Source organism: Streptomyces sp. NPDC048248 (genome assembly GCF_043201875.1).
Taxonomy (GTDB): domain Bacteria; phylum Actinomycetota; class Actinomycetes; order Streptomycetales; family Streptomycetaceae; genus Streptomyces.
Map to the genome: position 1 here is coordinate 17,002 of NZ_JBICZL010000003.1, position 22,556 is coordinate 39,557.

Sequence of the window (22,556 nt, forward strand, 5' to 3'; positions counted from 1 at the left end):
CGTTCCTCTGGGGGTGCAGTGGGCTGCGGGTGCCCGCCGGGAGGGGGCGGCAGTCGTGGGAGTCGAGAGGTGGCGGGGAACGCGCGGCGCGCGGCACCCGAGCTCCGGCTGGGCGGTCGCCGACCGGGCTCGGACCGCCTGGTCTCGGGCTCTCGGGAAGCGGGCAGCCGGGTCCGGTCCCGACATGGCGCCCTGCCGCGCCGGGACCAGCCGCGTCCGCAAAGCGCCCCGCCGCCGAGGCTGCCGCTCTTTCCTCCGCCCTGATATCCGATCAACTGGCCGACATCACAGGCCATATGGCGGCGGTCGGGCCACTTGCATCCGTTCCCGGCCGTCCTGGTTCGTACCTGGTGCGCACCTGGTCGTTTCTTGTCGTTCCTTGGCTTCTTCTTGGTGAGCGCATGTCCCTGGCATGGACAGATCACCGAGAGAGTGACGCAGCGCGTGAGTGCCACATCCATCGCATTCACCACTCGTGTGCCACGCAACGGCGTACCGCCGGATTCGCGGCCTCGCGCGCCTCGGCCCGTCGCGCCTCGGGCGGGACCGGCGTCGCGGCACCACGCACAGCGTCACCACGCACCGCACCGCTTCGTGACAGCAGGGGGTTACATGAGATCAAGTCGCTCCAGAACACTGCGCACCCGCGCCGGTCTGGCCTGGGCAGCCGCGCTGCCGCTGGTCGCCGGCGCGCTCGCGCTCGGTGCACCCGCCGCCGACGCCGCCGGACACGACGGTGGTCGGCACGCACTCCAGGGCACCAAGCCCCTGTGGGCCACCCGCCAGGCCGATCAGGGCGCCACCTCCGCCGGCACCGGCGTCGCCGCCCGCGTGTACTTGGCCGGCCGTGACGCCAAGGGTCTCGCGGACCACGCGCGTGCGGTCTCGGACCCGCACTCGGCGGCCTACGGGAAATACCTGAGCCCCGCCCAGGTGCGCTCCCGCTACGGAGCCACGCGCGAGCAGATAGCCGAGGTGGCCCACTGGCTGAAGGCATCCGGCCTGAAGGTCACCGGCACCACCAGTCGCTATCTGGCGGTCAAGGGCGACGCGGCCGCCGCGGAGCGTGCCTTCGCCACGGACCTGCACAACTATCGCAAGAGCGGACACACGTACCACGCGCCGTCGGCCACCGCGTCCGCCCCCGCATCCCTGGCCGACGCGGTACTGACGGTCACCGGTCTGGACAACGCGCCGCGGCTCGCCGAGCACCACTCCGCCGAACTGCCGCCGCCGTCCGCGGTCTTCCGCAACTCCGGACCGTTCTCCTCGTACTACGGCTCCCGTACCGGCAAGGGCCTGCCCTCGGCCTACGGGAGCAAGGCGCCGTACGCCGTCAAGGGCTACACCGGCAAGCAACTGCGCGCCGCCTACGGAGCGAAGGGCTGGACCGGCAAGGGCGTGACCGTGGCGATCACCGACGCCTTCGCCTCCCCGACCATCGCCAAGGACGCGAGCAGGTACGCGGCCCGCAACGGTGACCCGCGCTACCGCAGCGGCCAGCTCTCCCAGGTGCTGCCGGAGAAGTACTCACACATCGAGGAGTGCGACGCGGCGGGCTGGTACGGCGAGGAGACCCTCGACGTCGAGGCCGTGCACGCCGTCGCGCCCGCGTCCGACATCGTCTACGTCGGTGGCGCCTCCTGCATGGACGACGACCTGCTGGACTCCCTCGGCAAGATCGTCGACGGGCACCTCGCCGACATCGTCTCCAACTCCTGGGGCGACATCGAGGCGAACGAGACCCCGGATGTGGCGGCCGCCTACGACCAGATCTTCCAGCAGGGTGCCGTGCAGGGCATCGGCTTCTACTTCTCCTCCGGCGACAACGGGGACGAGGTCGCCAACACCGGCACCAAGCAGGTCGACACCCCAGCGAACTCCGCCTGGGTGACCGCAGTGGGCGGCACCTCGCTGGCGGTCGGCAAGCGCGACACGTACCGGTGGGAGACCGGCTGGGGCACCCAGAAGGCCGTTCTGTCCAAGGACGGCAACAGCTGGGACGGCTTCCCCGGCGCCTTCACCAGCGGTGCGGGCGGCGGCACCAGCAGGACCGTCGCGCAGCCGTACTACCAGCGCGGAGTCGTCCCGGACGGACTCGCGAAGGCGGGCGGCGCGGGAGCGATGCGTACCGTCCCGGACATCGCGGCGGTCGCCGACCCCAACACCGGGTTCCTCGTAGGCCAGACTCAGACCCTGCCCGACGGGTCGCTCGGCTACGACGAATACCGGATCGGCGGCACCTCGCTCGCCGCGCCGGTGATCGCCGGCGTACAGGCGCTGGCCCAGCAGGCCCGGCACGGCGTCGCCATCGGCTTCGCCAATCCCGGTATCTACCAGCGCTACGGCACCGGCGCGTACCACGACGTCACCGACCATCCGCTGGGCGCGGGCCGTGATCTCGCCGTGGTCCGCGTCGACTACAACAACGGCATCGACGCAGGTGAGGGCACCACGACCTCCCTGCGCAGCCTGGGCAAGGACAGCAGCCTGCACGCGGTCGTCGGCTACGACGACGTCACGGGTGTCGGCTCGCCGAGCGCCGGATACGTGAGGTCCTACCGCCCCTGAAGCGCGTCCGGATCTTCCTGAGGCCGCTCCTGGGACCGTCCCGGAGCGGTGCCTGAGGCGGTCCTCCCCTCGTCTGCCGCAGTCGGGCCCGCGACAACCGGGGCCGGCGGCGGCGGACGGGGGCGAGTGCGCGGACCCCGCCAGGGGGCGGAACCTGAGCGCGGGCGCCGCACGCCCTGCGGTACCCTGACGCCATGCGTGCCGTACGCCTTCTGCTTAGCGGGCCGCGCTGATCAGTTCCGACCGGGCCATCCGCTGTGGCCGCCCGGGTCGGCATCGGCGTGGCGTCCCCTCCTGTGCGAGGGGCATTTTTGTTTCCGCAGAAACCGTGTCCGCAGCAGCCGCAGGCAGAGACGATCGATGGAGCTTTGAGGACGATGAGCGAGACGACCACCTCCCCCGCCGCTGACGGCGCGGGCGGCACCCCCACCGAGGTGGCGGCGCCGCACCGCTATACGGCGGCGCTGGCCGCAGACATCGAGGCACGCTGGCAGGACTTCTGGGACTCGGCGGGGACCTACGAGGCCCCGAACCCCAGCGGTGACCTGGAAGGCGACGCCGCTCAGGTGGCCCGCCCCAAGAAGTTCATCATGGACATGTTCCCGTACCCCTCGGGTGCGGGCCTGCACGTCGGCCACCCGCTGGGCTTCATCGCCACCGACGTCTTCGCCCGCCACCAGCGCATGACGGGCCACAACGTCCTGCACACCCTGGGCTTCGACGCCTTCGGCCTGCCCGCCGAGCAGTACGCCGTGCAGACCGGCACCCACCCGCGGACCTCCACCGAGGCCAACATCGTCAACATGCGCCGCCAGCTGCGTCGCCTGGGCCTGGGCCACGACCAGCGCCGCTCGGTCGAGACGATCGACCCGGCGTACTACAAGTGGACGCAGTGGATCTTCCTGCAGATCTTCAACTCCTGGTACGACCCGGAGGCGGACGCCGCCCGGCCGATCGACACGCTGATCGCGCAGTTCGAGGCCGGCAGGCGGCCGACCCCCGACGGCCGCCCCTGGGCCGAGCTGAGCAACGCCGAGCGGGCGGGTGTCCTGGGCGAGTACCGCCTGGCGTACGCCTCGGACGCGCCGGTCAACTGGTGCCCCGGGCTGGGCACGGTGCTGGCCAATGAAGAGGTCACCGCCGACGGCCGCTCCGAGCGCGGCAACTACCCGGTGTTCAAGGCCAAGCTGCGCCAGTGGAACATGCGGATCACCGCCTACGCCGACCGGCTGCTGAAGGGCCTGGACGCGCTGGACTGGCCGGAAGCCATCAAGCTGCAGCAGCGCAACTGGATCGGCCGCTCCGAGGGCGCGCGCGTCGACTTCCCGGTCGGCGACGACAAGATCACCGTATTCACCACCCGCCAGGACACCCTGTTCGGCGCGACGTACATGGTGCTGGCGCCGGAGCACGAGCTGATCTCCGGCTCCGAGGACGGCAGCGGCTCCATCGTCCCGGCCGCCTGGCCCGAGGGCACCCACGACGTGTGGACCGGTGGGCACGCCACCCCGGGCGAGGCCGTCGCGGCGTACCGCAAGCAGGCCGCGGCCAAGTCGGATGTCGAGCGACAGGCCGAGGCCAAGGACAAGACCGGCGTCTTCACCGGCGCCTATGCGACCAACCCGGTCAGCGGCGAGCAGGTCCCGGTCTTCATCGCCGACTACGTCCTGATGGGCTACGGCACCGGCGCGATCATGGCGGTCCCGGCGCACGACAGCCGTGACTTCGCCTTCGCGCGGGCCTTCGAGCTGCCCATGCGCTGCGTCGTCGAGCCGTCGGACGACCGCGGCACCGACCCCTCCACCTGGGATGACGCCTTCGGCTCGTACGACGCGAAGATCGTCAACTCGTCCGGTGCGGAGATCTCGCTGGACGGGCTGGGCGTCACCGAGGCCAAGGCGAAGATCACCGAATGGCTGGCCGCCGCGGGTATCGGCAGGGGAACCGTCAACTTCCGGCTGCGCGACTGGCTGTTCAGCCGGCAGCGCTACTGGGGCGAGCCGTTCCCGATCGTCTACGACGAGGACGGCGTGGCACACGCGCTGCCCGAGTCGATGCTGCCGCTGGAGCTGCCCGAGGTCGAGGACTACTCGCCGCGCACCTTCGACGCCGACGACGCCGACACCCAGCCGGAGACCCCGCTGTCCCGTAACGAGGGCTGGGTCAACGTCGACCTGGACCTGGGGGACGGCGCCGGGGTCAAGCGCTACCGCCGCGAGACCAACACCATGCCCAACTGGGCGGGTTCGTGCTGGTACGAGATGCGCTACCTGGACCCGAACAACGACGACGCGCTGGTCGACCCGGGCATCGAGCAGTACTGGATGGGTCCGCGGGACGGCCAGCCGGCCGGTGGCGTGGACCTGTACGTCGGCGGCGCCGAGCACGCGGTGCTGCACCTGCTGTACGCCCGTTTCTGGTCCAAGGTGCTGCACGACCTGGGGCACGTCTCGTCCTCCGAGCCGTTCCACAAGCTGTACAACCAGGGCATGATCCAGGCATTCGTCTACCGGGACAGCCGCGGTATCGCGGTGCCGGCGGCCGAGGTCGAGGAGCGCGACGGCGCGTACTACTACCAGGGCGAGAAGGTCAGCCGCGTCCTGGGCAAGATGGGCAAGTCCCTGAAGAACGCCGTCACCCCGGACGAGATCTGCGCCGAATACGGCGCGGACACCCTGCGGCTGTACGAGATGGCGATGGGCCCGCTGGACGTCTCCCGCCCGTGGGACACCCGCGCGGTCGTCGGCCAGTACCGGCTGCTGCAGCGGCTGTGGCGCAACGTCGTGGACGAGGCGACCGGTGAGGTCACCGTCGTCGACGACGAGCCGGACGAGGCCACGCTGCGTGCCCTGCACAAGGCGATCGACGGTGTCACCCAGGACATGGAGAACCTCCGGTTCAACACCGCCATCGCCAAGGTCACCGAGCTGAACAACCACCTGACCAAGGTGGGCGGCCCGGTGTCGCGCACGGTCGCCGAGCGGCTGGTGCTGCTGGTCGCCCCGCTGGCCCCGCACATCGCAGAGGAGCTGTGGCGCAAGCTGGGCCACACCGACAGCGTGGTGCACGCGGACTTCCCCGTGGCCGACCCGGCGTACGTCGTGGACGAGACCGTGACCTGCGTCGTGCAGATCAAGGGCAAGGTCAGGGCCCGCCTGGAGGTCGCGCCGTCGATCTCCGACGCGGACCTGGAGGCCGCGGCGCTGGCCGAACCCGCCGTCCTCGCCGCGCTGGGCGACGCGGGCATCCGCAAGGTGATCGTCCGGGCGCCGAAGCTGGTCAACATCGTGCCGGCGTAGCACCGGGACGTCGCGGCCCGCGGCCGTCCGCCACGCAGGTGGGGGGCGGTTCGCACCGCATCGCGCTCATCTGTCATGGGATGCATTCCATGGGTGCTTTCCCCTACGGGCAGGTTGGGGGTTCGAAGGGAACCCCTGACCTGCCCGAGCCGTTTACGGTGGAAGTACAGGGCGCGGGCTGCGGACCGTGCCGCCGACACCTCTGGGGAGAGCCCATGGAAGCTGTTGTCGCCATCCTCGGGCTGCTCTTCGTGCTGTTCGTGGCGGCCGGGGTGTTCGCCGCGGTCAAGGCGGTGCAGGCGACCAAGCGGGGCGTGGACAGGACCGTCGCCCAGGCCCGCAGAACCGTCGAGGAGACCGGTCTGCGGGCGCGCACGCTCGCCCAGCCGGGTGTCGTCGGCGAGCTGGCGCAACTGCGGCTGTCGCTGCGGACGTCGATGCGCGCCACTCAGGACGTCCTGCGCACCGGCTCACCGGACGACGCCTCGCTCAGCGAGGCGGTCGGCCTCTTCGAGCGGCTCAGCGCACACGGCCATGAACTGGACGACGAGCTCAGGCGGCTGGAACGCGAGCCCGACAGGTCGACCATCGGCGCAAGGTTGCCGGACCTGCGGGAGCGCACGGAACAGATCACCCGCTCCGCGGAGGCGCTGCGGTGGGCGGCGCGCGACCGGGCGCGGAAGTTCGCCGAGGACGATCTCGCGGCGCTGAGCGACCAGATCGACGTCGAGGCCGGGGCGCTGCGCCACTGGACTCGGGATACGACCGGGACGCCGATGGGGGAGCCGTCGATGGGCGGGGCCGCTGGGGCGGGCGATACCTTCGGCGCCGTTGCTGGTGGCGGGGCGCGGCAGGGGGCGGTTTCCGAGGCGTCCGAGGGGCGCTCGTGGGGGCCGTCGCCGGAGGAACCGCAGGCGATCACCGCCCGGGACCCGCGTGCGGAGCGGTCCTACCCATGGCAGAAGACGCGACGGCCCGAGGAAACGACCTGAGAGCGCTCGGGGGCCACGGAGATCGGCGGAGCGGGCAGTATTGTTCCGACGGCCTCCTGGGCACCGGTGGACGTTGGGTAGGGGCCGCGCTGTCGGGCTCCGGGCTCCCCGGATAATCTCCCAGTCATGTCCCGCCATGTCGCGATCGTCACCGATTCCACGGCCTACCTGCCACGGGCGGCACTTGAGCGCCACCAGATCACGGCCGTGCCGCTGACCGTTGTCCTGGGGGACCAGGCCCTGCAAGAGGGCACCGAGATCTCCGCGAGATCCGTGGCGCAGGCGCTGCAGAAGCGCAGGTCGGTGACGACTTCCCGGCCGAGCCCGGCCACCTTCGCCGACACCTACCGGGCGGTCGCGGAGTCCGGTGCGAGCGGCATCGTTTCGCTCCACCTCTCCTCGGAGTTCTCCGGCACCTATGACGCGGCGGTCCTCGCGGCCAAGGAAGCCCCCGTTCCGGTGCGCGTCGTGGACACCGGCATGGTCGCCATGGCCCTCGGGTTCTGCGCCCTGGCGGCAGCGGAGGCGGCGGAGGCCGGCGGGGACGTGGACGAGGCGGTGGCGGCCGCGGAGAAACGCGCGGCGGGCACCTCCGCCTACTTCTACGTCGACACCCTGGACTACCTGCGGCGCGGCGGACGGATCGGCGCGGCGCAGGCACTGCTCGGCTCGGCACTCGCCGTCAAACCTCTCCTTCAACTGGCCGACGGCCGTATCGAACTGCTGGAGAAGGTCCGTACGGCGTCCAAGGCCATCGCCCGGCTGGAGGAGATCGCCGCGGAGCGTGCGGGGGAGGGGCAGGTCGACATCGCCGTGCACCATCTCGCGGCGGCCGAGCGGGCGGACGCGCTGGCCGAGCGGCTCCGGGAACGGGTCCCGGGGCTGCAGGAGCTGCATGTGAGCGAGGTGGGCGCGGTGATCGGCGCGCATACGGGGCCTGGGCTGTTGGGGACAGTGATCTCACCGCGCTGAGCGGGGTGTGGGAGAGCCCTGTGAGTGACGGACTTATCCACAACTGGCCCGCTATCCACGGAATGTGACGAGGCTCAGCGGGATCTGGCCGGGGTGCTTAGCGTCGGGCGGTATGAACTCTGGGTTTCTTTCTTCGGGTGTGGCGGCTTCGGCAACTTCAGCGGCTTCGGCAACTGCAGCGGCTTCGGGGGATTCGGCGGATGTAGCGAATTCATCGGCGGGTTCGGCGGGTTCGGTTGGTTCGGTGGTGGGCGCGGGGGCCGGGCCCGGTCGAGCGGTGGGATCCGACCTGCGGAGCCGGGATCGCAGGCGCAGGCTCAGGCATGAACGCGTTCGGGACCGTGGGCGGGCGCGATTGCTACGTCGGCAGCGTGCGGCCGGGTATGACGATCGTCGCCCCGACGCTGCTGCGGTGTTACGCGCACGGGCCGCCGCGCTGTTTCCCGACGCGGACACCGCACGCCCGCCTCTGGGGCCGTTGACATCGCTCGCCTCACCCGATCCACCACGTCCGATCGCGGACCCAGCGGGACGGGCATCAGCCTCTGACCCGCCAGGCCCTGACTCCGACTTCGTGGGTCCTGGCCCTGGCTCTGAGGCGGAGGCGCCGGCCCTTGACCCGCCGAATCCGGACTCCGAGTCAGCGGGCACCGATCCCGACTCGGTGGGCACTGATCCCGACTCGGTGGGCCGGGCGAATCCGAATCGCTCTGCGGACGGGTATCGCTGTGCGGACCCGCTACGCCGCGCGGACGGGTTGCGCCGGGGTCGCGAACTGCCGTCCCCCGACGTACCGCACGGCTCGGGCGGCCGGTGGGAGCGGGCGCGGCTGGCTGCGTCTGAACGGCTGCCACTGTGGGTTCAGTCGCGGTGCGGCACGAACCCGAGAGCGCTGGCTGCGCTGCTTCTGGTGCTCGTACTGGCCGTGGGCTTCGCCGTACAACACTTCTGGGCAGGGCGACCCGAACCGATGCGGGCCCCAGCGCTCGAACGGGCCGAGGCGGCTCCCGGACCCCGCTCCGGGCCACCGCTGTCGACGTCTCCGTCTGCGACCGCTGCGGGGGCGAGTGCTCCGGCGGGCGCCGCGAGCCGGCAGTTGGTCGTCGATGTGGCGGGGAAGGTCCGGCATCCCGGCATTCACCGGCTGCCCATGGGATCGCGCGTGACCGATGCGCTCCGAGCTGCGGGGGGTGTGCTGCGCGGCGCGAGTACTCGTGGCCTGAACCAGGCCCGGCTGCTGGCCGATGGTGAACAGATCGTGGTCGGCGCTGAGGGTGCTCCGGGAGGCGCCGCGGAGGCTGGCGGTGCGAGTGGGGTAACCGGTGCCGGTGGGGCGTCAGTCGGTGACGTCGGAAATGGCCAGGGCTCCGGCGGCGGACCGAGTGCACCGATCAGCCTCAGCACGGCGACCGAGGCGCAACTCGACACCCTCCCTGGCGTGGGCCCTGTGCTCGCTCGGCACATCATCGAATACCGGAGCGCTCATGGTGGGTTCACCTCGGTGGATCAGCTTCGTCAGGTGACCGGGATCGGTGATCGCCGGTTCGCGGATCTGCGTCCGCTGGTGCAGCCATGACCGCCACACGCGCCACCGTGCACGCCTCCGCGGCGTCGCCGCACGGTGCATCGGATCCTCGCCAGGAAGGCGCCGCCGATTTGCGCCTCGTGGCACCGGCTCTGGCGGCCTGGGCGGCCGCGGCGATCGCTCTGGGAGCCCCGGGTGGCGGGGTGGCGGCGGCCTGTGTCGTGGCCGTCGTCCTCGCAGCTGTGTCGCTACGAATGGCCGTGGGCAGGCGCAGGGCGGAGACCGGGGAGCCGGACGCGGCGGCAGCGGGTGCTCGGGCAAGAGGCCCACGGGGCGCCCCGGCGGTGGAAGCCAATACGCGGGGTGAGGCTGAGACGGGCAGAGGCAGGGGGGCCCAGGGGGAGTTGTCGCAGGCGGACCTGTCAGCGGGGCGCGCTACCTCGGAGCCCTCACCAGGGCCCCGTTCCCGTCCACTACGCCTCTGGTCGGCGGGGACGCTGGTTGCTCTGGCGGCGCTGTTGTTGAGCGCTGCGGCCGGAGCGGCTTCGGCAGCGCTGCATGCGGCGGATCTGCGACGTGGGCCCCTCCCAGGCTTGGCGGACCGCTATGCACAGGTCACGGTCGAGCTGGAAGTGACCGGTGATCCGCGGGTGACCCGTCCCAGGGTGCGCGGATCCCAACGCACGCCTTCCGCCCTGGTCTTCAGCGGCGACGCCCTCCGCGCCACGGCCCCTGACGGGACGATCGAGGCCGTACGAACGCCTGTCCTGGTCGTCGTCCAGCAGCACGGCGCCGGTGGCGAGGAGAGCGGCGGGAAGACAGACCACGCTGCAAGCCACGAACTCTCCTCGGGAGATAAGCCCTCCTCCGGAGATTCGTCCTCCTCCCGGAACGGACCGGGTAACCGGCCCGGTGCCGAGGCTCATGGCGGGTGGTCATCGGCATGGCGTGAGCTGCTGCCGTCGACACGTATCCGTGTGGTGGCCCGTGCCGCGCCGCCGGCCTCGCCGGCAGACCCGGTCGCCGCGGTCCTACGGGTGACAGCTGACGCGCCGCCCCGCAAGGTCGGGCAGCCATCGGTCCTTCAACGGATGGCCGGAAGCCTGCGCGCGGGGCTCCGCGAGGCCACCGACGGCCTGCGCCCTGACGCCCGCGCCCTGCTTCCCGGCCTCGTCGTCGGCGATACCTCTCGGGTGTCCCAGGAGCTGGATGACGCCTTTCACTCCACTGACCTGACGCATCTGCTCGCTGTCTCCGGCAGCAACCTGACCATTGTCCTGGCTCTGCTGATCGGCCCGCCGCACCTCGCGGTGCGTGCCGAACGCCGAGGGCTCGCGCCGCGCCTGGGCCTGTCGCTGCGGGGCACGGCTCTGGTCGGGGGTGCGCTCGCGCTCGGCTTCGTGGTGGTGTGCCGACCGGACCCGAGTGTGCTGAGAGCCGCCGCCTGCGGGCTGATCACGCTTCTGGCGATCGGTACGGGGCGCCGCCGCTCCTTGCTCCCCGCGCTTGCCGCGGCGGTGCTGCTGCTGATCCTCTACGACCCTTGGCTCGCTCGTAGCTACGGCTTCCTGCTGTCCGTCCTGGCGACCGGAGCGCTGCTCCTCCTCGCACCGCGCTGGAGCGCCGGGCTCCAGCGGCGCGGGGTGCCGCCCCGTCTCGCCGAGGTGGTCGCCGCCGCAGCCGCCGCGCAGGCCGTCTGCGCACCGGTCGTCGCGGTGCTCGCCTCCCGGGTCGGGTTGGTCGCCGTGCCCTGCAACCTGCTGGCCGAGCTGGCCGTGGCGCCCGCGACCGTCCTCGGCTTCGCCGCACTTGCCGCCGCCCCGCTCGCCCCACCGCTCGCCCACGCGCTGGCGTGGGGCGCCGGGTGGCCCACAGAGTGGATCGCAGGGGTCGCCCGTACGGGGGCGGCACTGCCCGGAGCGGAGTTCGGCTGGCCGGGCGGCTGGGTGGGCGGTGTCCTGCTGGCCGCCGCCACTGTCGTGCTGGTGCCGGTCGGGCGCAGACTCCTTCGCCGCCCCTGGCTGTGTGTGGTCTGCACCCTCGCGCTGATCGTTGCGGTCTGGCGCCCTGCCCCGTTCACCCGCATTCTCACCGGCTGGCCGCCGCCCGGATGGCGCGCCGTGGTCTGCGATGTGGGGCAGGGGGACGGCCTGGTTCTCGCGGCGGGCGACGGTGCGGCGTTGGTGGTGGACACCGGCCCGGAGCCCCGCGCCATCGACCGCTGCCTCTCCAACCTGGGAATTCGCCGCATTCCGTGGCTCGTTCTGACGCATTTTCACGCCGATCATGTAGACGGTCTCCCGGGTGCTCTGCGAGGTCGTTCGGTCGGCGCGATCGAGACGACGACGCTCCAGGAGCCGCCGGGCCAGGCCGGATTCGTGCGAAGCAGGGCGGCGGCCGCCGGTGTGCCGGTGCTTCACCCCGAACCGGGGGAGCGGCGCTGGCTGGGCCCGCTCACCTGGGAAGTCCTCTGGCCGCCCGCCCCGGTGGGCCCCTTCCCGGCGGGCCCAGGAGCCCCTGCCTCCCCTCCACCGCCCTTCACGGACGGCCCGAACGATTCCAGCGTCACCTTGCTCGTCAGGACGGGCGGACTCACGATCCTCCTGCTCGGAGACCTCGAACCTCCCGCACAGCAGGCATTGTTGGCAGCTCACCCGGAGCTGGCCGCCGTGGACGTCCTCAAGGTGGCGCATCACGGCTCCGCCTACCAGGATCCGCAACTGATGCGCCGCTTGGCGCCCCGCTTGGCGCTGATCTCCTGTGGCGCGGACAACCCGTACGGTCACCCGGCACCCCGCACGATCCGGGCGCTGCGTGCCCAGGGCGCCCGGGTCCTGCGTACCGACACCGATGGCGCCATCGCGGTCCTGGGGGCGCGAGACGAGCTGTCCGCTGCGGTGAAGGGCCCACGACCCGCTACCCGAGCGGGAGGCAGGCACGCGGTAGGAAGCCCTCTGCCCGAGGGCCGGGGACCATCCAGAAGGCGTCCATCCGGGAGGAAGCTGCTCAGAAGCCGCCCACCCAGAAGCCACCCGCCCGCGAGGAGAGCACCCGCGAGGAGAGCGGCCGTGAGGAGTGCAGACGCAAGGAGAGCGTCCGCGAGGAGTGCGCCTGCGAGGAGTCCGCCCCAGGGGGCGTCGTCCGGGAGCGCGCCGCGCAGCGGGCCCAGCGGGCGGAAGGCGTCTCGGGCACAGGGCGGCGTGGCCGCCGGGGCTCCCGGATGAGCCCTCGCTCTGGGCGCACCAGGCTCGCCGTGACGCGCTGACCGGCTGTTGACCTGCACCGGAGCCAGCAGGCGCACATGCCCGCGTCACCCGGAGTCGCTCCCTGCTCCCCGCAACCTGGATTTGTAGACTCCAGATTATGAGGATGAGTGAAGGCGTCGAGTGGGGGTTGCACTGCTGTGTGACCCTGGCTTGGCTCGATGGGGAAGGGCCCGTGTCGACCGCGCGACTCGCGGCTTCCCTGGAGCTGCCGGCGGCTTATCTCAACAAGCGACTGCAAGCGCTCGTACGCGCCGGAATCCTGAGTTCCACGCCAGGGGCCCGCGGTGGATTCCGGTTGGCGCGGCCGCCGGAGCGGATCACCCTGATGGATGTCGTGGCGGCGATCGAGGGCACCGATGACGCCTTCCGCTGTGCGGAGATCCGCCGCCAGGGTGCCGGCGCGGAGGCACCGGCGCGGGAGTTCCGCAGGCCGTGCGGTATCGCCGCGGCCATGAGCAGAGCCGAACTCGCCTGGCGCCGCGAGCTCGCCGCGCAGACCGTCGCCGACGTCATGACGGGCCTTCCCGACTCGGCCGCCGACCGTACCCGCCGCTGGTTCGCCTCCGAGAGGACGCAGGTCTGATGGACTTCGCCGCCACCGAGGCATATCTCCGCCGCATCGATGCCGCCCGCCCGGCGTCGCGGGACGCCAATGCGCTGCGCAGCCTGCACCTCAGCCATCTGCGGAGCGTCCCGTTCGAGAATCTCTCCATTCACCTCGGTGAGGAGATCGTGCTCGCGGAGCAGCCGCTGCTGGACAAGCTCGTCGGCGCCCGACGCGGTGGCTTCTGCTACGAACTCAACGGCGCCTTCGCCGCCTTGCTCCGAGCGCTCGGCTACGAGGTCGAGTTGCTGTCCGCCCGTGTCTTCGGCCCCGACGGCCCCGGAATCCCGTACGACCACATGGCACTGCGCGTTCATACGCCCGCCGGGCCATGGCTCGCTGACGTCGGCTTCGGACGGCACAGCCACTATCCGCTGCGGCTGGGCGAGCGCGGAGATCAGCCTGATCCCGGAGGGGTCTTCCGTATCGAGGAGACATCCGAGGGTGATCTTGATGTCCTCCGGGACGGCGATCGGCAGTACCGCCTCGAACAGCGCCCACGGGCACTTGCCGACTTCGAAGTCGGCTGCTGGTGGAATCGCACCTCTCCCACCTCCCACTTCACGCAGTCCCTGGTCTGCTCGCGGCTCACGGAGACGGGCCGGGTCACGCTCTCCGGCCGTACGCTCGTGATCACCGAACCAGAAGCCGAAGCAGAAGCCGAAGCAGAAGCCGAGGCCGAAGCGGGGGCCGTGGCCGAGGCCGGAGCGGCAGCCGGAGCCGGAGTCGGCGGAGAGGGCGGATCCGGCGGCGCGCGGTATGAGCGCGAGTTGGAGGCGGCCGAGGTCCTTCCGGCCTACGCCACCCACTTCGGCATCACCCTGGACCGGGAGCCGATCGTGCGTCCCGTGCAGCGCCGAGTGGGCCCACCGGCGGGCTCGTAGGAAGCCGCCCAGGGCCGAGCCGGAACGCTCCCAGGGCCTACCTCGGGGAGCGGAGCAACGGGGCAACCGGGAGGTCCGGCCACGCGGCTGCTCCGGCCCCGCCGCTACTCCGCCTCGCGCCAGCCCTCGTACTCCGCAGCGAGGCCGTCCAGCTGGGCCGGGTCGTGCGCGGCGTCCGGGTCCTCGACGACCACCAGCCACTGGGCGTCCTCCGCGTCGTCCTCGCCGGCGAGGGCGTCCCGGACGAGTTGCGGTTCCTCGGCGAGGCGGAAGCGCTCAGCCAGCGCCTCGGCCACTTCCTCCGCCGCATCGCGGTCGGGCAGTACCAGTACGTGTCGCAGGTGTTGTGCATCATTCACGGGTCCATTGTCCGGCAGTCGCCGACCCACCTCGCCGACGGGCCCCAGCTGCCATTGCGCTGCCGGTCCGCCACCGGGCCCTTTGTCGGCCACGTCCCCGACCACGTCCACCGGTCCCGCGCACTGTCCTGGAGGCCGGCCGGGCCGCGGTGTCAGTGGCGCGTGGGATGCTGGACCGCGATGGCCAGGAAGACAGCTAACGACGACCCGCTCGCCCCCGTGACACTCGCGGTGGGCCAGGAAGACCTGCTGCTGGATCGCGCCGTGCAGCAGGTGGTGGCGGCCGCCCGTGCGGCCGACGCGGACACCGACGTGCGCGACCTCACCTCCGATCAGCTGCAGCCCGGCACTCTCGCCGAGCTCACCAGCCCCTCGCTCTTCGCCGAGCGCAAGGTCGTCGTGGTGCGCAACGCCCAGGACCTCTCCGCGGACACCATCAAGGACGTCAAGGCATACCTCGGCTCACCCGCCGAGGAGATCACGCTCGTTCTGCTGCACGCCGGCGCGGCCAAGGGCAAGGGTCTGCTGGACGCGGCCCGCAAGGCGGGTGCGCGCGAGGTGGCCTGCCCCAAGATGACGAAGCCGGCCGACCGGCTGGCCTTTGTGCGGGGCGAGTTCCGTGCGGTGGGACGCTCCGCGACACCGGAGGCATGCCAGTCGCTGGTCGATGCGATCGGCAGCGATCTGCGCGAGCTGGCTTCTGCTTGTTCGCAGCTGACCGCCGATATCGAGGGCACGATCGACGAGGCGATCGTCGCGCGTTATTACACGGGCCGGGCCGAGGCGTCGAGTTTCACGGTCGCGGACCGCGCGGTGGAGGGCCGCGCCGCCGAGGCGCTGGAGGCGCTGCGCTGGGCGATGTCCACGGGCGTGGCGCCCGTGATGATCACGAGTGCGCTGGCTCAGGGCGTCCGGGCCATCGGCAAGCTGGCCTCCGCCCCGCGCAACGCCCGTCCTGGTGACCTCGCCCGTGACCTGGGCATGCCGCCCTGGAAGATCGACCGGGTGCGCCAGCAGATGCGCGGTTGGTCGGCGGACGGTGTCGCGACGGCCCTGCTGGCGGTGGCCGAGGCTGACGCCGGTGTGAAGGGCGGCGGGGACGATCCCGAGTACGCCTTGGAGAAGGCCGTCGTGACGATCGCCCGCGCGGCCCGCTCCCGCTGACGGCCGCCTCCCGCTGACCGTCAGCTCTCTCACCGGCGTGCCCCTCGCACGCCTGCGCTCTCCAAGACCATCGGGCCCCGGTGTCCGGGCCGGTGCCCGCGCCTCAGCGTTAACACCAGGCGAGCGGTCGGTCTGAGGCGACCGCTACGACCCCGTTCCTGCGGGCAACCACCAAGCCGCCCGGCCTTCCGGCAGTGGCGGCTGCCAGGGCCGCAGCCCAGATTCGGTCACGCGGTCCTCGGCGTACGGCGCCAACTCCCGCGCCCTCCCGGCCCACAACGAGAGCTCCGACGGAAGGCAACACCAACCCGGCGGAACAGCGACAGCAAGCAGTAGCAGCGTGCAGTAGCGACAGCCGTAGTCGCCCCACTCGCAGAAACTGCCACTCGGGTCAGCCCGCCGCCCTCACCATGGCCGCCGCTACCGGGAGCTGTTCAGCCGCTTGAGCGTTTCCGTGGCGCTGGTCTTCAGCATCGTCGCCACCTCGGATGAGGTCGGCTGCTTGGTGGAGCTGCTGCTCGACGCGTAGCTCGACCAGGTCGACTGATACGTCATCCATCCGTCCCGTACGCCGAGGATCACGTACGAGCCGCTGCTACTGCTGCCCTCGTCCTTGCGGGTCACCAGATACGCCTCGTCGCCGATGCCCTGGACCGACTCGACCCGGTAGCCGACCGTGCTGTCCTGCTTCTCGTACGAGCGGTAGCTGTCCGCGAACTCCGGGCCCGGGTCGGTCTTCTTGTGCAGGGCGGCGGTGTTGTAGATCCAGGTGGAGGAGTAGTCGGAGCTGCTCGCGTTCCTCTGCTCCAGCGCGGTGTTGCACCACATGGAGTCCATCGAAGTCTGCTGGGCGCCGCTGTGCTGCGGGTTGGTGCGCGCCGAGGACGAGCCGCTGTTGTCCTTGGTCTTGAAATTGGCGTTCTCGAAGGGCGTCATCGAGGTCGCCGCGCACAGGTCACTGGTGTAGGAGTAACCGGCGAGGTCGGGGCTGGGTTCGGATGCGCCGAAGCTGCCGGTCGCGAACATCACCGATGCCCAGATGGCGGAGGCGGCCACCGCCCCGCCGACCGCCCACCACCAGCCGGACGCTCCCCTGCCCGTGCCACCCGGAGCGCCGGGCGGCGCTCCGACGGGTGCGGCGGGCACTCCGGAGCCCGGGTAGCCGTAGCCGCTGGGGCCTTGGGGCGGGACGGGCTGTGCGTACGGATTCTGCTGCGCGGGCACCGGGCTCTGCGGCGCCGGCACCTGACCGTAGGGGTTCGGCTGCGGCTGCGGGTACGGACTGTTCTGATCCCCCGAGATGGACATGGCGGCAGCGTAGCGGACCCGCGGGTCGGTTAACCCTAGGTCGACAGCTGGTTACCCGGTGGTCGCAGGGCTCGCCGTCCGGCCGTTCGGCAGCAAGCCGGAAGCGGGACGGGGACCCGGGACCGAAAACAGAACGCCGGAACCGGGGCCGGGGCAGACCGCCGGAAGGGGAACCGGGACGGGGACCCGGGCGGATCGCCGGAACCGGAACCGGAAGCCGGCGCCAGAGCAGCCCCGGACCGGAACCGGAACGCCGGAAGCAGGACCCGTCCGGACCGGACCGGACCGGATCGGACCGGATCGGACCGGACCCACTCCAGCTTCCCAAGACGAACGCCCTCAAAAGACGTACGGCCCCAAAGCGAACGGCCCCCCAGGGCGAGCGGCCCTCAAAACGCAAGGCCCCAGACGCAAGGCCCCAGACGCAAGGCCCCCAAGACGAACGCCCCCAAGACGAAAGGCCCCGCCTTCGCCCCGGGGAAGGGGCGGAGGCGGGGCCTTCGCATCGAGCTTTGCGGCTGTTTCGGCGGGAAATCCGCCGGGTGAGCCGGGTGCGCCGCACCCGCGTGGCGAACGCAGGCCGTGTGCGGCGCTGTGGTGCACCGTTCAGGGAGCGGAGAGAGGGGCCGCTGGGTCCCTGACGGCAGGTGTCTTACGGGTACTGCGGTAGTCGAAGGTCAGCCCTGGAGGCCGGCAACCTTCTTGGCCAGCGCCGACTTCTTGTTGGCGGCGGCGTTCTTGTGGATGACACCCTTGCTGACAGCCTTGTCGAGCGTCTTGGCAGCGGCGGCCTGTGCGGCGGTGGCCTTCTGCAGGTCACCGGCCTCCACGGCCTCGCGGGTGCGACGGATCGCGGTCTTCAGAGTGGACTTGACAGCCTTGTTGCGCTGACGAGCCTTCTCGTTGGTCTTGATCCGCTTCATCTGGGACTTGATGTTCGCCACGAAAGAGCCTTTTCAGGTTCGTTGGAGTTCGAGTTGCGCCGCGCACTTGAGAGGGCACGAAGCGCAGTGGACCAGGCTACCAGCACGCTTCACGGCGTCCCAAACCGGACCGGGGCCGCCGCTCATGGGACGATGGGGGAGACGTCACACCCGCGGGTGCGTCCTACGGACCACGGCGGGTCCGCGGCGTCCGGCACGGTACCTCGCGGCATCGTCGGAACTTTCCGGGTAGGCCCCCTGCACGGAGAGTCCGTCGCCGGCGACGTGCCGTACCGGACGACGCGGCCCCGTTCCGCCCTGATCCGTAAGACCGCCCGAGTTCCGCTTACCTGCGTTCACTGAATGGACCCTGCGTGCCCGCGACCCCAACGAACGTGCCGGAGCCGAGCCGTACCGACCCGGCTCTCCTCCGTAACTTCTGCATCATCGCGCACATCGACCACGGCAAGTCGACGCTCGCCGACCGGATGCTTCAGCTCACCGGTGTCGTCGACCAGCGGCAGATGCGCGCGCAGTACCTCGACCGCATGGACATCGAGCGCGAGCGGGGCATCACGATCAAGTCCCAGGCGGTCCGTCTGCCCTGGTCCCCCAGTGAGGGGGAGGAGAAGAGTGGGACAACCCACATTCTCAACATGATCGACACCCCGGGCCACGTCGACTTCACCTACGAGGTCTCCCGCTCGCTCGCCGCGTGCGAGGGCTGCATCCTCCTGGTCGATGCCGCTCAGGGCATCGAGGCCCAGACGCTCGCCAACCTCTACCTGGCGATGGAGCACGACCTCACGATCATCCCGGTCCTCAACAAGATCGACCTGCCGGCCGCCCAGCCGGAGAAGTTCGCCGCCGAGCTGGCGAACCTCGTCGGCTGCGAGCCCGAGGACGTGCTGCGGGTCTCCGCCAAGACCGGTGTCGGCGTGGGCGAGCTGCTGGACAAGGTGGTCCGCGAGGTGCCGGCCCCGGTCGGCGTCAAGGACGCCCCGGCCCGCGCGATGATCTTCGACTCGGTCTACGACGCCTACCGAGGCGTGGTGACGTACGTCAAGGTCGTCGACGGCACGCTCGGCAAGCGCGAGCGCATCAGGATGATGTCGACCGGTGCCACGCACGAGCTCCTGGAGATCGGCACGAACTCCCCCGAGATGAAGCCCGCCGACGGTCTGTCCGTCGGTGAGGTGGGCTATCTCATCACCGGCGTGAAGGACGTCCGCCAGTCCAAGGTCGGCGACACCATCACCCAGCTCAACAACGGTGCCACCGAGGCGCTGGGCGGCTACAAGGACCCCAAGCCGATGGTGTTCTCGGGGCTGTATCCGCTGGACGGCTCGGACTACCCGGAGCTGCGTGAGGCGCTGGACAAGCTCCAGCTCAACGACGCCGCGCTGGTCTACGAGCCGGAGACCTCGGCGGCTCTGGGCTTCGGCTTCCGCGTCGGCTTCCTGGGGCTCCTGCACCTGGAGGTCATCCGCGAGCGCCTGGAGCGCGAGTTCGGCCTGGAGCTGATCGCCACCGCGCCCAACGTGGTCTACCGCGTGGACATGGAGGACGGTGCCGAGCACATCGTCACCAACCCCAGCGAGTTCCCGACCGGCAAGATCGACAAGGTGCACGAGCCGGTTGTCCGGGCCACCCTCCTGGCGCCCAGCGAGTTCATCGGCTCGATCATGGAGCTGTGCCAGAACCGCCGCGGTGTGCTGCTCGGCATGGACTACCTTTCCGAGGACCGCGTCGAGATCCGCTACACCCTGCCGCTCGCCGAGGTCGTCTTCGACTTCTTCGACAGCCTCAAGTCCAAGACCCGCGGCTACGCCTCCCTGGACTACGAGCCCACCGGCGAGCAGATCGCCGACCTGGTGAAGGTCGACATCCTGCTGCACGGCGACAAGGTCGACGCGTTCTCCGCGATCACGCACAAGGACAAGGCGTACGCGTACGGCGTGCGGCTGGTCGCCAAGCTGCGCGAGCTGATCCCGCGGCAGGCGTTCGAGATCCCGGTCCAGGCCGCCATCGGCAGCCGGGTCATCTCCCGCGAGACCATCCGCGCCATCCGCAAGGATGTCCTCGCCAAGTGCTACGGCGGTGACATCTCCCGTAAGCGGAAGCTGCTGGAGAAGCAGAAGGAAGGCAAGAAGCGGATGAAGATGGTCGGCAGCGTGGAGGTCCCGCAGGAGGCCTTCATCGCGGTGCTGTCCTCGGACTCCGACGGCGACGCCAAGGCGAAGAAGTAGTCCGCCGGGAAAGCATCGCCGTACGGCATTTCATCAGAGTTGAGCAGGGCGCAGGTCCCCGGTGGGCCTGCGCCCTGTCGGCTGTCCGGGTGGGCTCCGGAAGAAATACGGAGCGTTACGTTCCGGCGACGCTTTCCTGGTGCTACCTGTCGTGACCTGCGATTTCCCGGGAGTCGGGGCTCTCTGTCGGGCCTCAAGGTTGCCCTGTACACCTATCGCACTGGTCACATCGTGAACGAGTCGGCCGTAGCCCCTTACGTGTCGGCGCAACGCGCTCTAGTCTGATCACTGCTCAAAGGTTACTCGCGAGTCACCAGCAACGAAGCGGGCCCCGGAGGATGCCGTGACGGACACCCACACGCTGATCGAAAACCGGCCGCCTTCGGTGGCGACCCTGTTCCTGGAACGGGTCGCGGCCACGCCCGATATCGAGGCCTATCGCTATCCGGTGCCGGCCGCCTCGGGCGAGGGGCCGGACGACTGGAAGACGATCACCTGGGCGCAGGCCGCCGAGCGGGTCCTCGCCACCGCCGCCGGTCTGATCGCCTTCGGCGTCAACCCCGAGGAGCGGGTGGCGCTCGCCTCCTCCACTCGCGTCGAATGGGTCCTGGCCGACCTGGGTGTGCTGTGCTCCGGCGCCGCCACCACGACGGTCTACCCCAGCACCAACGCCGAGGAGACCGCCTACATCCTCGCCGACTCCGGCAGCCGGGTCCTGATCGCGGAGGACGCGGGGCAGCTCGCCAAGGTCCGCGAGCGGCGGGCGGACCTGCCCGATCTGGCCCATGTCATCGTCATCGAGGAGGCGGACGCGCAGCCCGCCGAGGAGGACCCCGACGGCTGGGTGCTCTCCCTCGCTGACCTGGAGAAGCGCGGCGCCGCCTACCTCCAGGAGCATCCGGACTGTGTCACCGAGCAGGTCGCCGCGCTGCGCGCCGACCAGCTGGCGACCCTGATCTACACCTCCGGCACCACCGGCCGGCCCAAGGGCGTACGGCTGACGCACGACTGCTGGTCGTACATGGCCCGCGCGATCCAGTCGACCGGGATGGTCGCCGAGGAGGACGTGCAGTACCTGTGGCTGCCGCTCGCCCACGTCTTCGGCAAGGTGCTCACCGCGGGGCAGGTCGCGGTCGGTCATGTGATCGCTGTCGACGGCCGCGTGGACAAGATCATCGAGAATCTGCCGGTGGTGCAGCCGACCTACATGGCTGCCGTCCCCCGGATCTTCGAGAAGGTCTACAACGGCGTCGCGGCCAAGGCCCGGGAGGGCGGCGGCGCGAAGTACAAGATCTTCCAGTGGGCGGCCGGAGTGGCCCGCGAGTACGCCAAGGTCTCGCAGGACAACTTCCGCCGCACCGGCAGTGCCTCGGTGCCGTTCGCGCTCGGTGCCAAGCACAAGGTCGCCGACACCCTCGTCTACGGCAAGCTGCGGGAGGCCTTCGGCGGCCGGCTGCGCGCGGCGGTCTCCGGCTCGGCCGCGCTCGCCCCGGAGATCGGCTACTTCTTCGCCGGCGCCGGCATCCACATCCTGGAGGGCTACGGCCTGACGGAGTCCAGCGCCGCCAGCTTCGTCAACCCCGGTGAGGCGTACCGCACCGGCACCGTCGGCAAGCCGCTGCCCGGTACCGAGGTGCGGATCGCCGAGGACGGCGAGATCCTGCTGCGCGGCCCCGGCATCATGGAGGGCTACCACGGGCTGCCCGAGAAGACCGCCGAGGTCCTGGAGTCCGACGGCTGGTTCCACACCGGTGACATCGGGGAGCTGTCCGACGACGGCTACCTGCGGATCACCGACCGCAAGAAGGACCTCATCAAGACCTCCGGCGGCAAGTACATCGCCCCGGCCGAGGTGGAGGGTCAGTTCAAGGCGGTCTGTCCGTTCGTCTCCAATGTGCTGGTGCACGGCGCCAACCGGAACTTCTGCACCGCGCTGATCGCCTTGGACGAGCCGACGATCATGGGCTGGGCGAAGGACCACGGCCTGGAGGGGCGGAGCTACGCCGAGGTCGTCGCCTCTGAGCAGGTCCGCGAGCTGGTCGACGGCTACGTCGAGCGGGTCAACGAGGGTCTGCAGCGCTGGCAGCAGATCCGCAAGTTCCGGCTGCTGCCGCGTGACCTGGACATCGAGCACGGCGAGGTGACTCCCAGCCTCAAGGTCAAGCGGCCCGTGGTGGAGCGGACGTTCAAGGACCTGCTCGACGACATGTACGCGGGATCGGTTGAGGCGTAGCGGCGCCCGACGAACTGCCGCGCGGGGCGGTGCGGGTGGCGGGAGCCGCTCCGTGCCGCCCCGCGCGTACGGGTGACCGGATCCGCCCGGTTCGCCCCTGCTCCGTCGGGCCCTGCCGGACCCCGTTCGGCGCTGCACATCCGTCCCGTCCACCCCGTCCGCCGCACATGCCCCGTCGCGCCTGTGCCCGTACGGGTGGTTCGTCCC

Annotated in this window: 14 protein-coding genes; 11 read left to right on the forward strand and 3 right to left on the reverse strand. The window is 70.8% G+C overall.

Annotated elements, in window-relative coordinates:
• Nucleotides 1-612: 612 nt before the first annotated feature.
• The 8 genes from ACGFZW_RS06145 (at nt 613) to ACGFZW_RS06180 (ending at nt 14,113) form a co-directional block, all read left to right on the forward strand.
• Complete coding sequence (locus tag ACGFZW_RS06145) at nt 613-2,571, forward strand: protease pro-enzyme activation domain-containing protein (RefSeq protein WP_393891850.1); 1,959 nt, start codon at nt 613-615, stop codon at nt 2,569-2,571.
• 377 nt (nt 2,572-2,948) lie between these two features.
• Nucleotides 2,949-5,870, forward strand: coding sequence for a leucine--tRNA ligase (locus ACGFZW_RS06150; RefSeq protein ID WP_393891851.1), 2,922 nt, complete (start codon nt 2,949-2,951; stop codon nt 5,868-5,870).
• A 215-nt stretch (nt 5,871-6,085) separates the two neighbouring features.
• Entirely contained in the window at nt 6,086-6,862 is a 777-nt protein-coding gene (locus ACGFZW_RS06155; RefSeq protein ID WP_393891852.1) for a hypothetical protein, read from the forward strand.
• A gap of 126 nt (nt 6,863-6,988) precedes the next feature.
• Nucleotides 6,989-7,834 (forward strand): DegV family protein, encoded by an 846-nt coding sequence (locus ACGFZW_RS06160; RefSeq protein ID WP_393891853.1) that lies wholly within the window; start codon nt 6,989-6,991, stop codon nt 7,832-7,834.
• A gap of 970 nt (nt 7,835-8,804) precedes the next feature.
• A complete protein-coding gene (locus ACGFZW_RS06165; RefSeq protein ID WP_393892348.1) occupies nt 8,805-9,410 on the forward strand; it encodes a helix-hairpin-helix domain-containing protein in 606 nt (201 codons plus the stop codon).
• Between the two features lie 446 nt (nt 9,411-9,856).
• Complete coding sequence (locus ACGFZW_RS06170; protein ID WP_393892349.1) at nt 9,857-12,583, forward strand: ComEC/Rec2 family competence protein; 2,727 nt, start codon at nt 9,857-9,859, stop codon at nt 12,581-12,583.
• Nucleotides 12,584-12,722: 139 nt separating this feature from the next.
• Complete coding sequence (locus ACGFZW_RS06175) at nt 12,723-13,208, forward strand: RrF2 family transcriptional regulator (RefSeq protein ID WP_393891854.1); 486 nt, start codon at nt 12,723-12,725, stop codon at nt 13,206-13,208.
• Nucleotides 13,208-14,113 (forward strand): arylamine N-acetyltransferase, encoded by a 906-nt coding sequence (locus ACGFZW_RS06180; RefSeq protein WP_393891855.1) that lies wholly within the window; start codon nt 13,208-13,210, stop codon nt 14,111-14,113. Before ACGFZW_RS06175 ends, ACGFZW_RS06180 begins: the two co-directional genes overlap by 1 nt.
• A gap of 104 nt (nt 14,114-14,217) precedes the next feature.
• On the opposite strand, the gene ACGFZW_RS06185 is transcribed toward ACGFZW_RS06180, so the two are convergent.
• Entirely contained in the window at nt 14,218-14,472 is a 255-nt protein-coding gene (locus ACGFZW_RS06185; RefSeq protein ID WP_393891856.1) for a hypothetical protein, read from the reverse strand.
• A 180-nt stretch (nt 14,473-14,652) separates the two neighbouring features.
• Between ACGFZW_RS06185 and holA the strand changes: the two genes are divergently transcribed.
• Nucleotides 14,653-15,636, forward strand: a complete 984-nt coding sequence (gene holA, locus ACGFZW_RS06190; protein ID WP_393891857.1) for a DNA polymerase III subunit delta — start codon at nt 14,653-14,655, stop codon at nt 15,634-15,636.
• Between the two features lie 420 nt (nt 15,637-16,056).
• Here holA and ACGFZW_RS06195 read toward each other — a convergent pair whose 3' ends face one another.
• Entirely contained in the window at nt 16,057-16,944 is an 888-nt protein-coding gene (locus ACGFZW_RS06195) for a hypothetical protein (RefSeq protein WP_393891858.1), read from the reverse strand.
• Nucleotides 16,945-17,621: 677 nt separating this feature from the next.
• Nucleotides 17,622-17,888, reverse strand: coding sequence for a 30S ribosomal protein S20 (gene rpsT, locus ACGFZW_RS06200; RefSeq protein WP_393891859.1), 267 nt, complete (start codon nt 17,886-17,888; stop codon nt 17,622-17,624).
• Nucleotides 17,889-18,241: 353 nt separating this feature from the next.
• Here rpsT and lepA point away from each other — a divergent pair, with 353 nt between their 5' ends.
• Nucleotides 18,242-20,116: a translation elongation factor 4 gene (lepA, locus tag ACGFZW_RS06205; RefSeq protein ID WP_393891860.1), complete on the forward strand. Its 1,875-nt coding sequence runs from the start codon at nt 18,242-18,244 to the stop codon at nt 20,114-20,116.
• Nucleotides 20,117-20,459: 343 nt separating this feature from the next.
• On the forward strand, nt 20,460-22,349 hold the full coding sequence (locus ACGFZW_RS06210) for an AMP-dependent synthetase/ligase (RefSeq protein ID WP_393891861.1): 1,890 nt from the start codon (nt 20,460-20,462) through the stop codon (nt 22,347-22,349).
• Nucleotides 22,350-22,556: the final 207 nt, after the last annotated feature.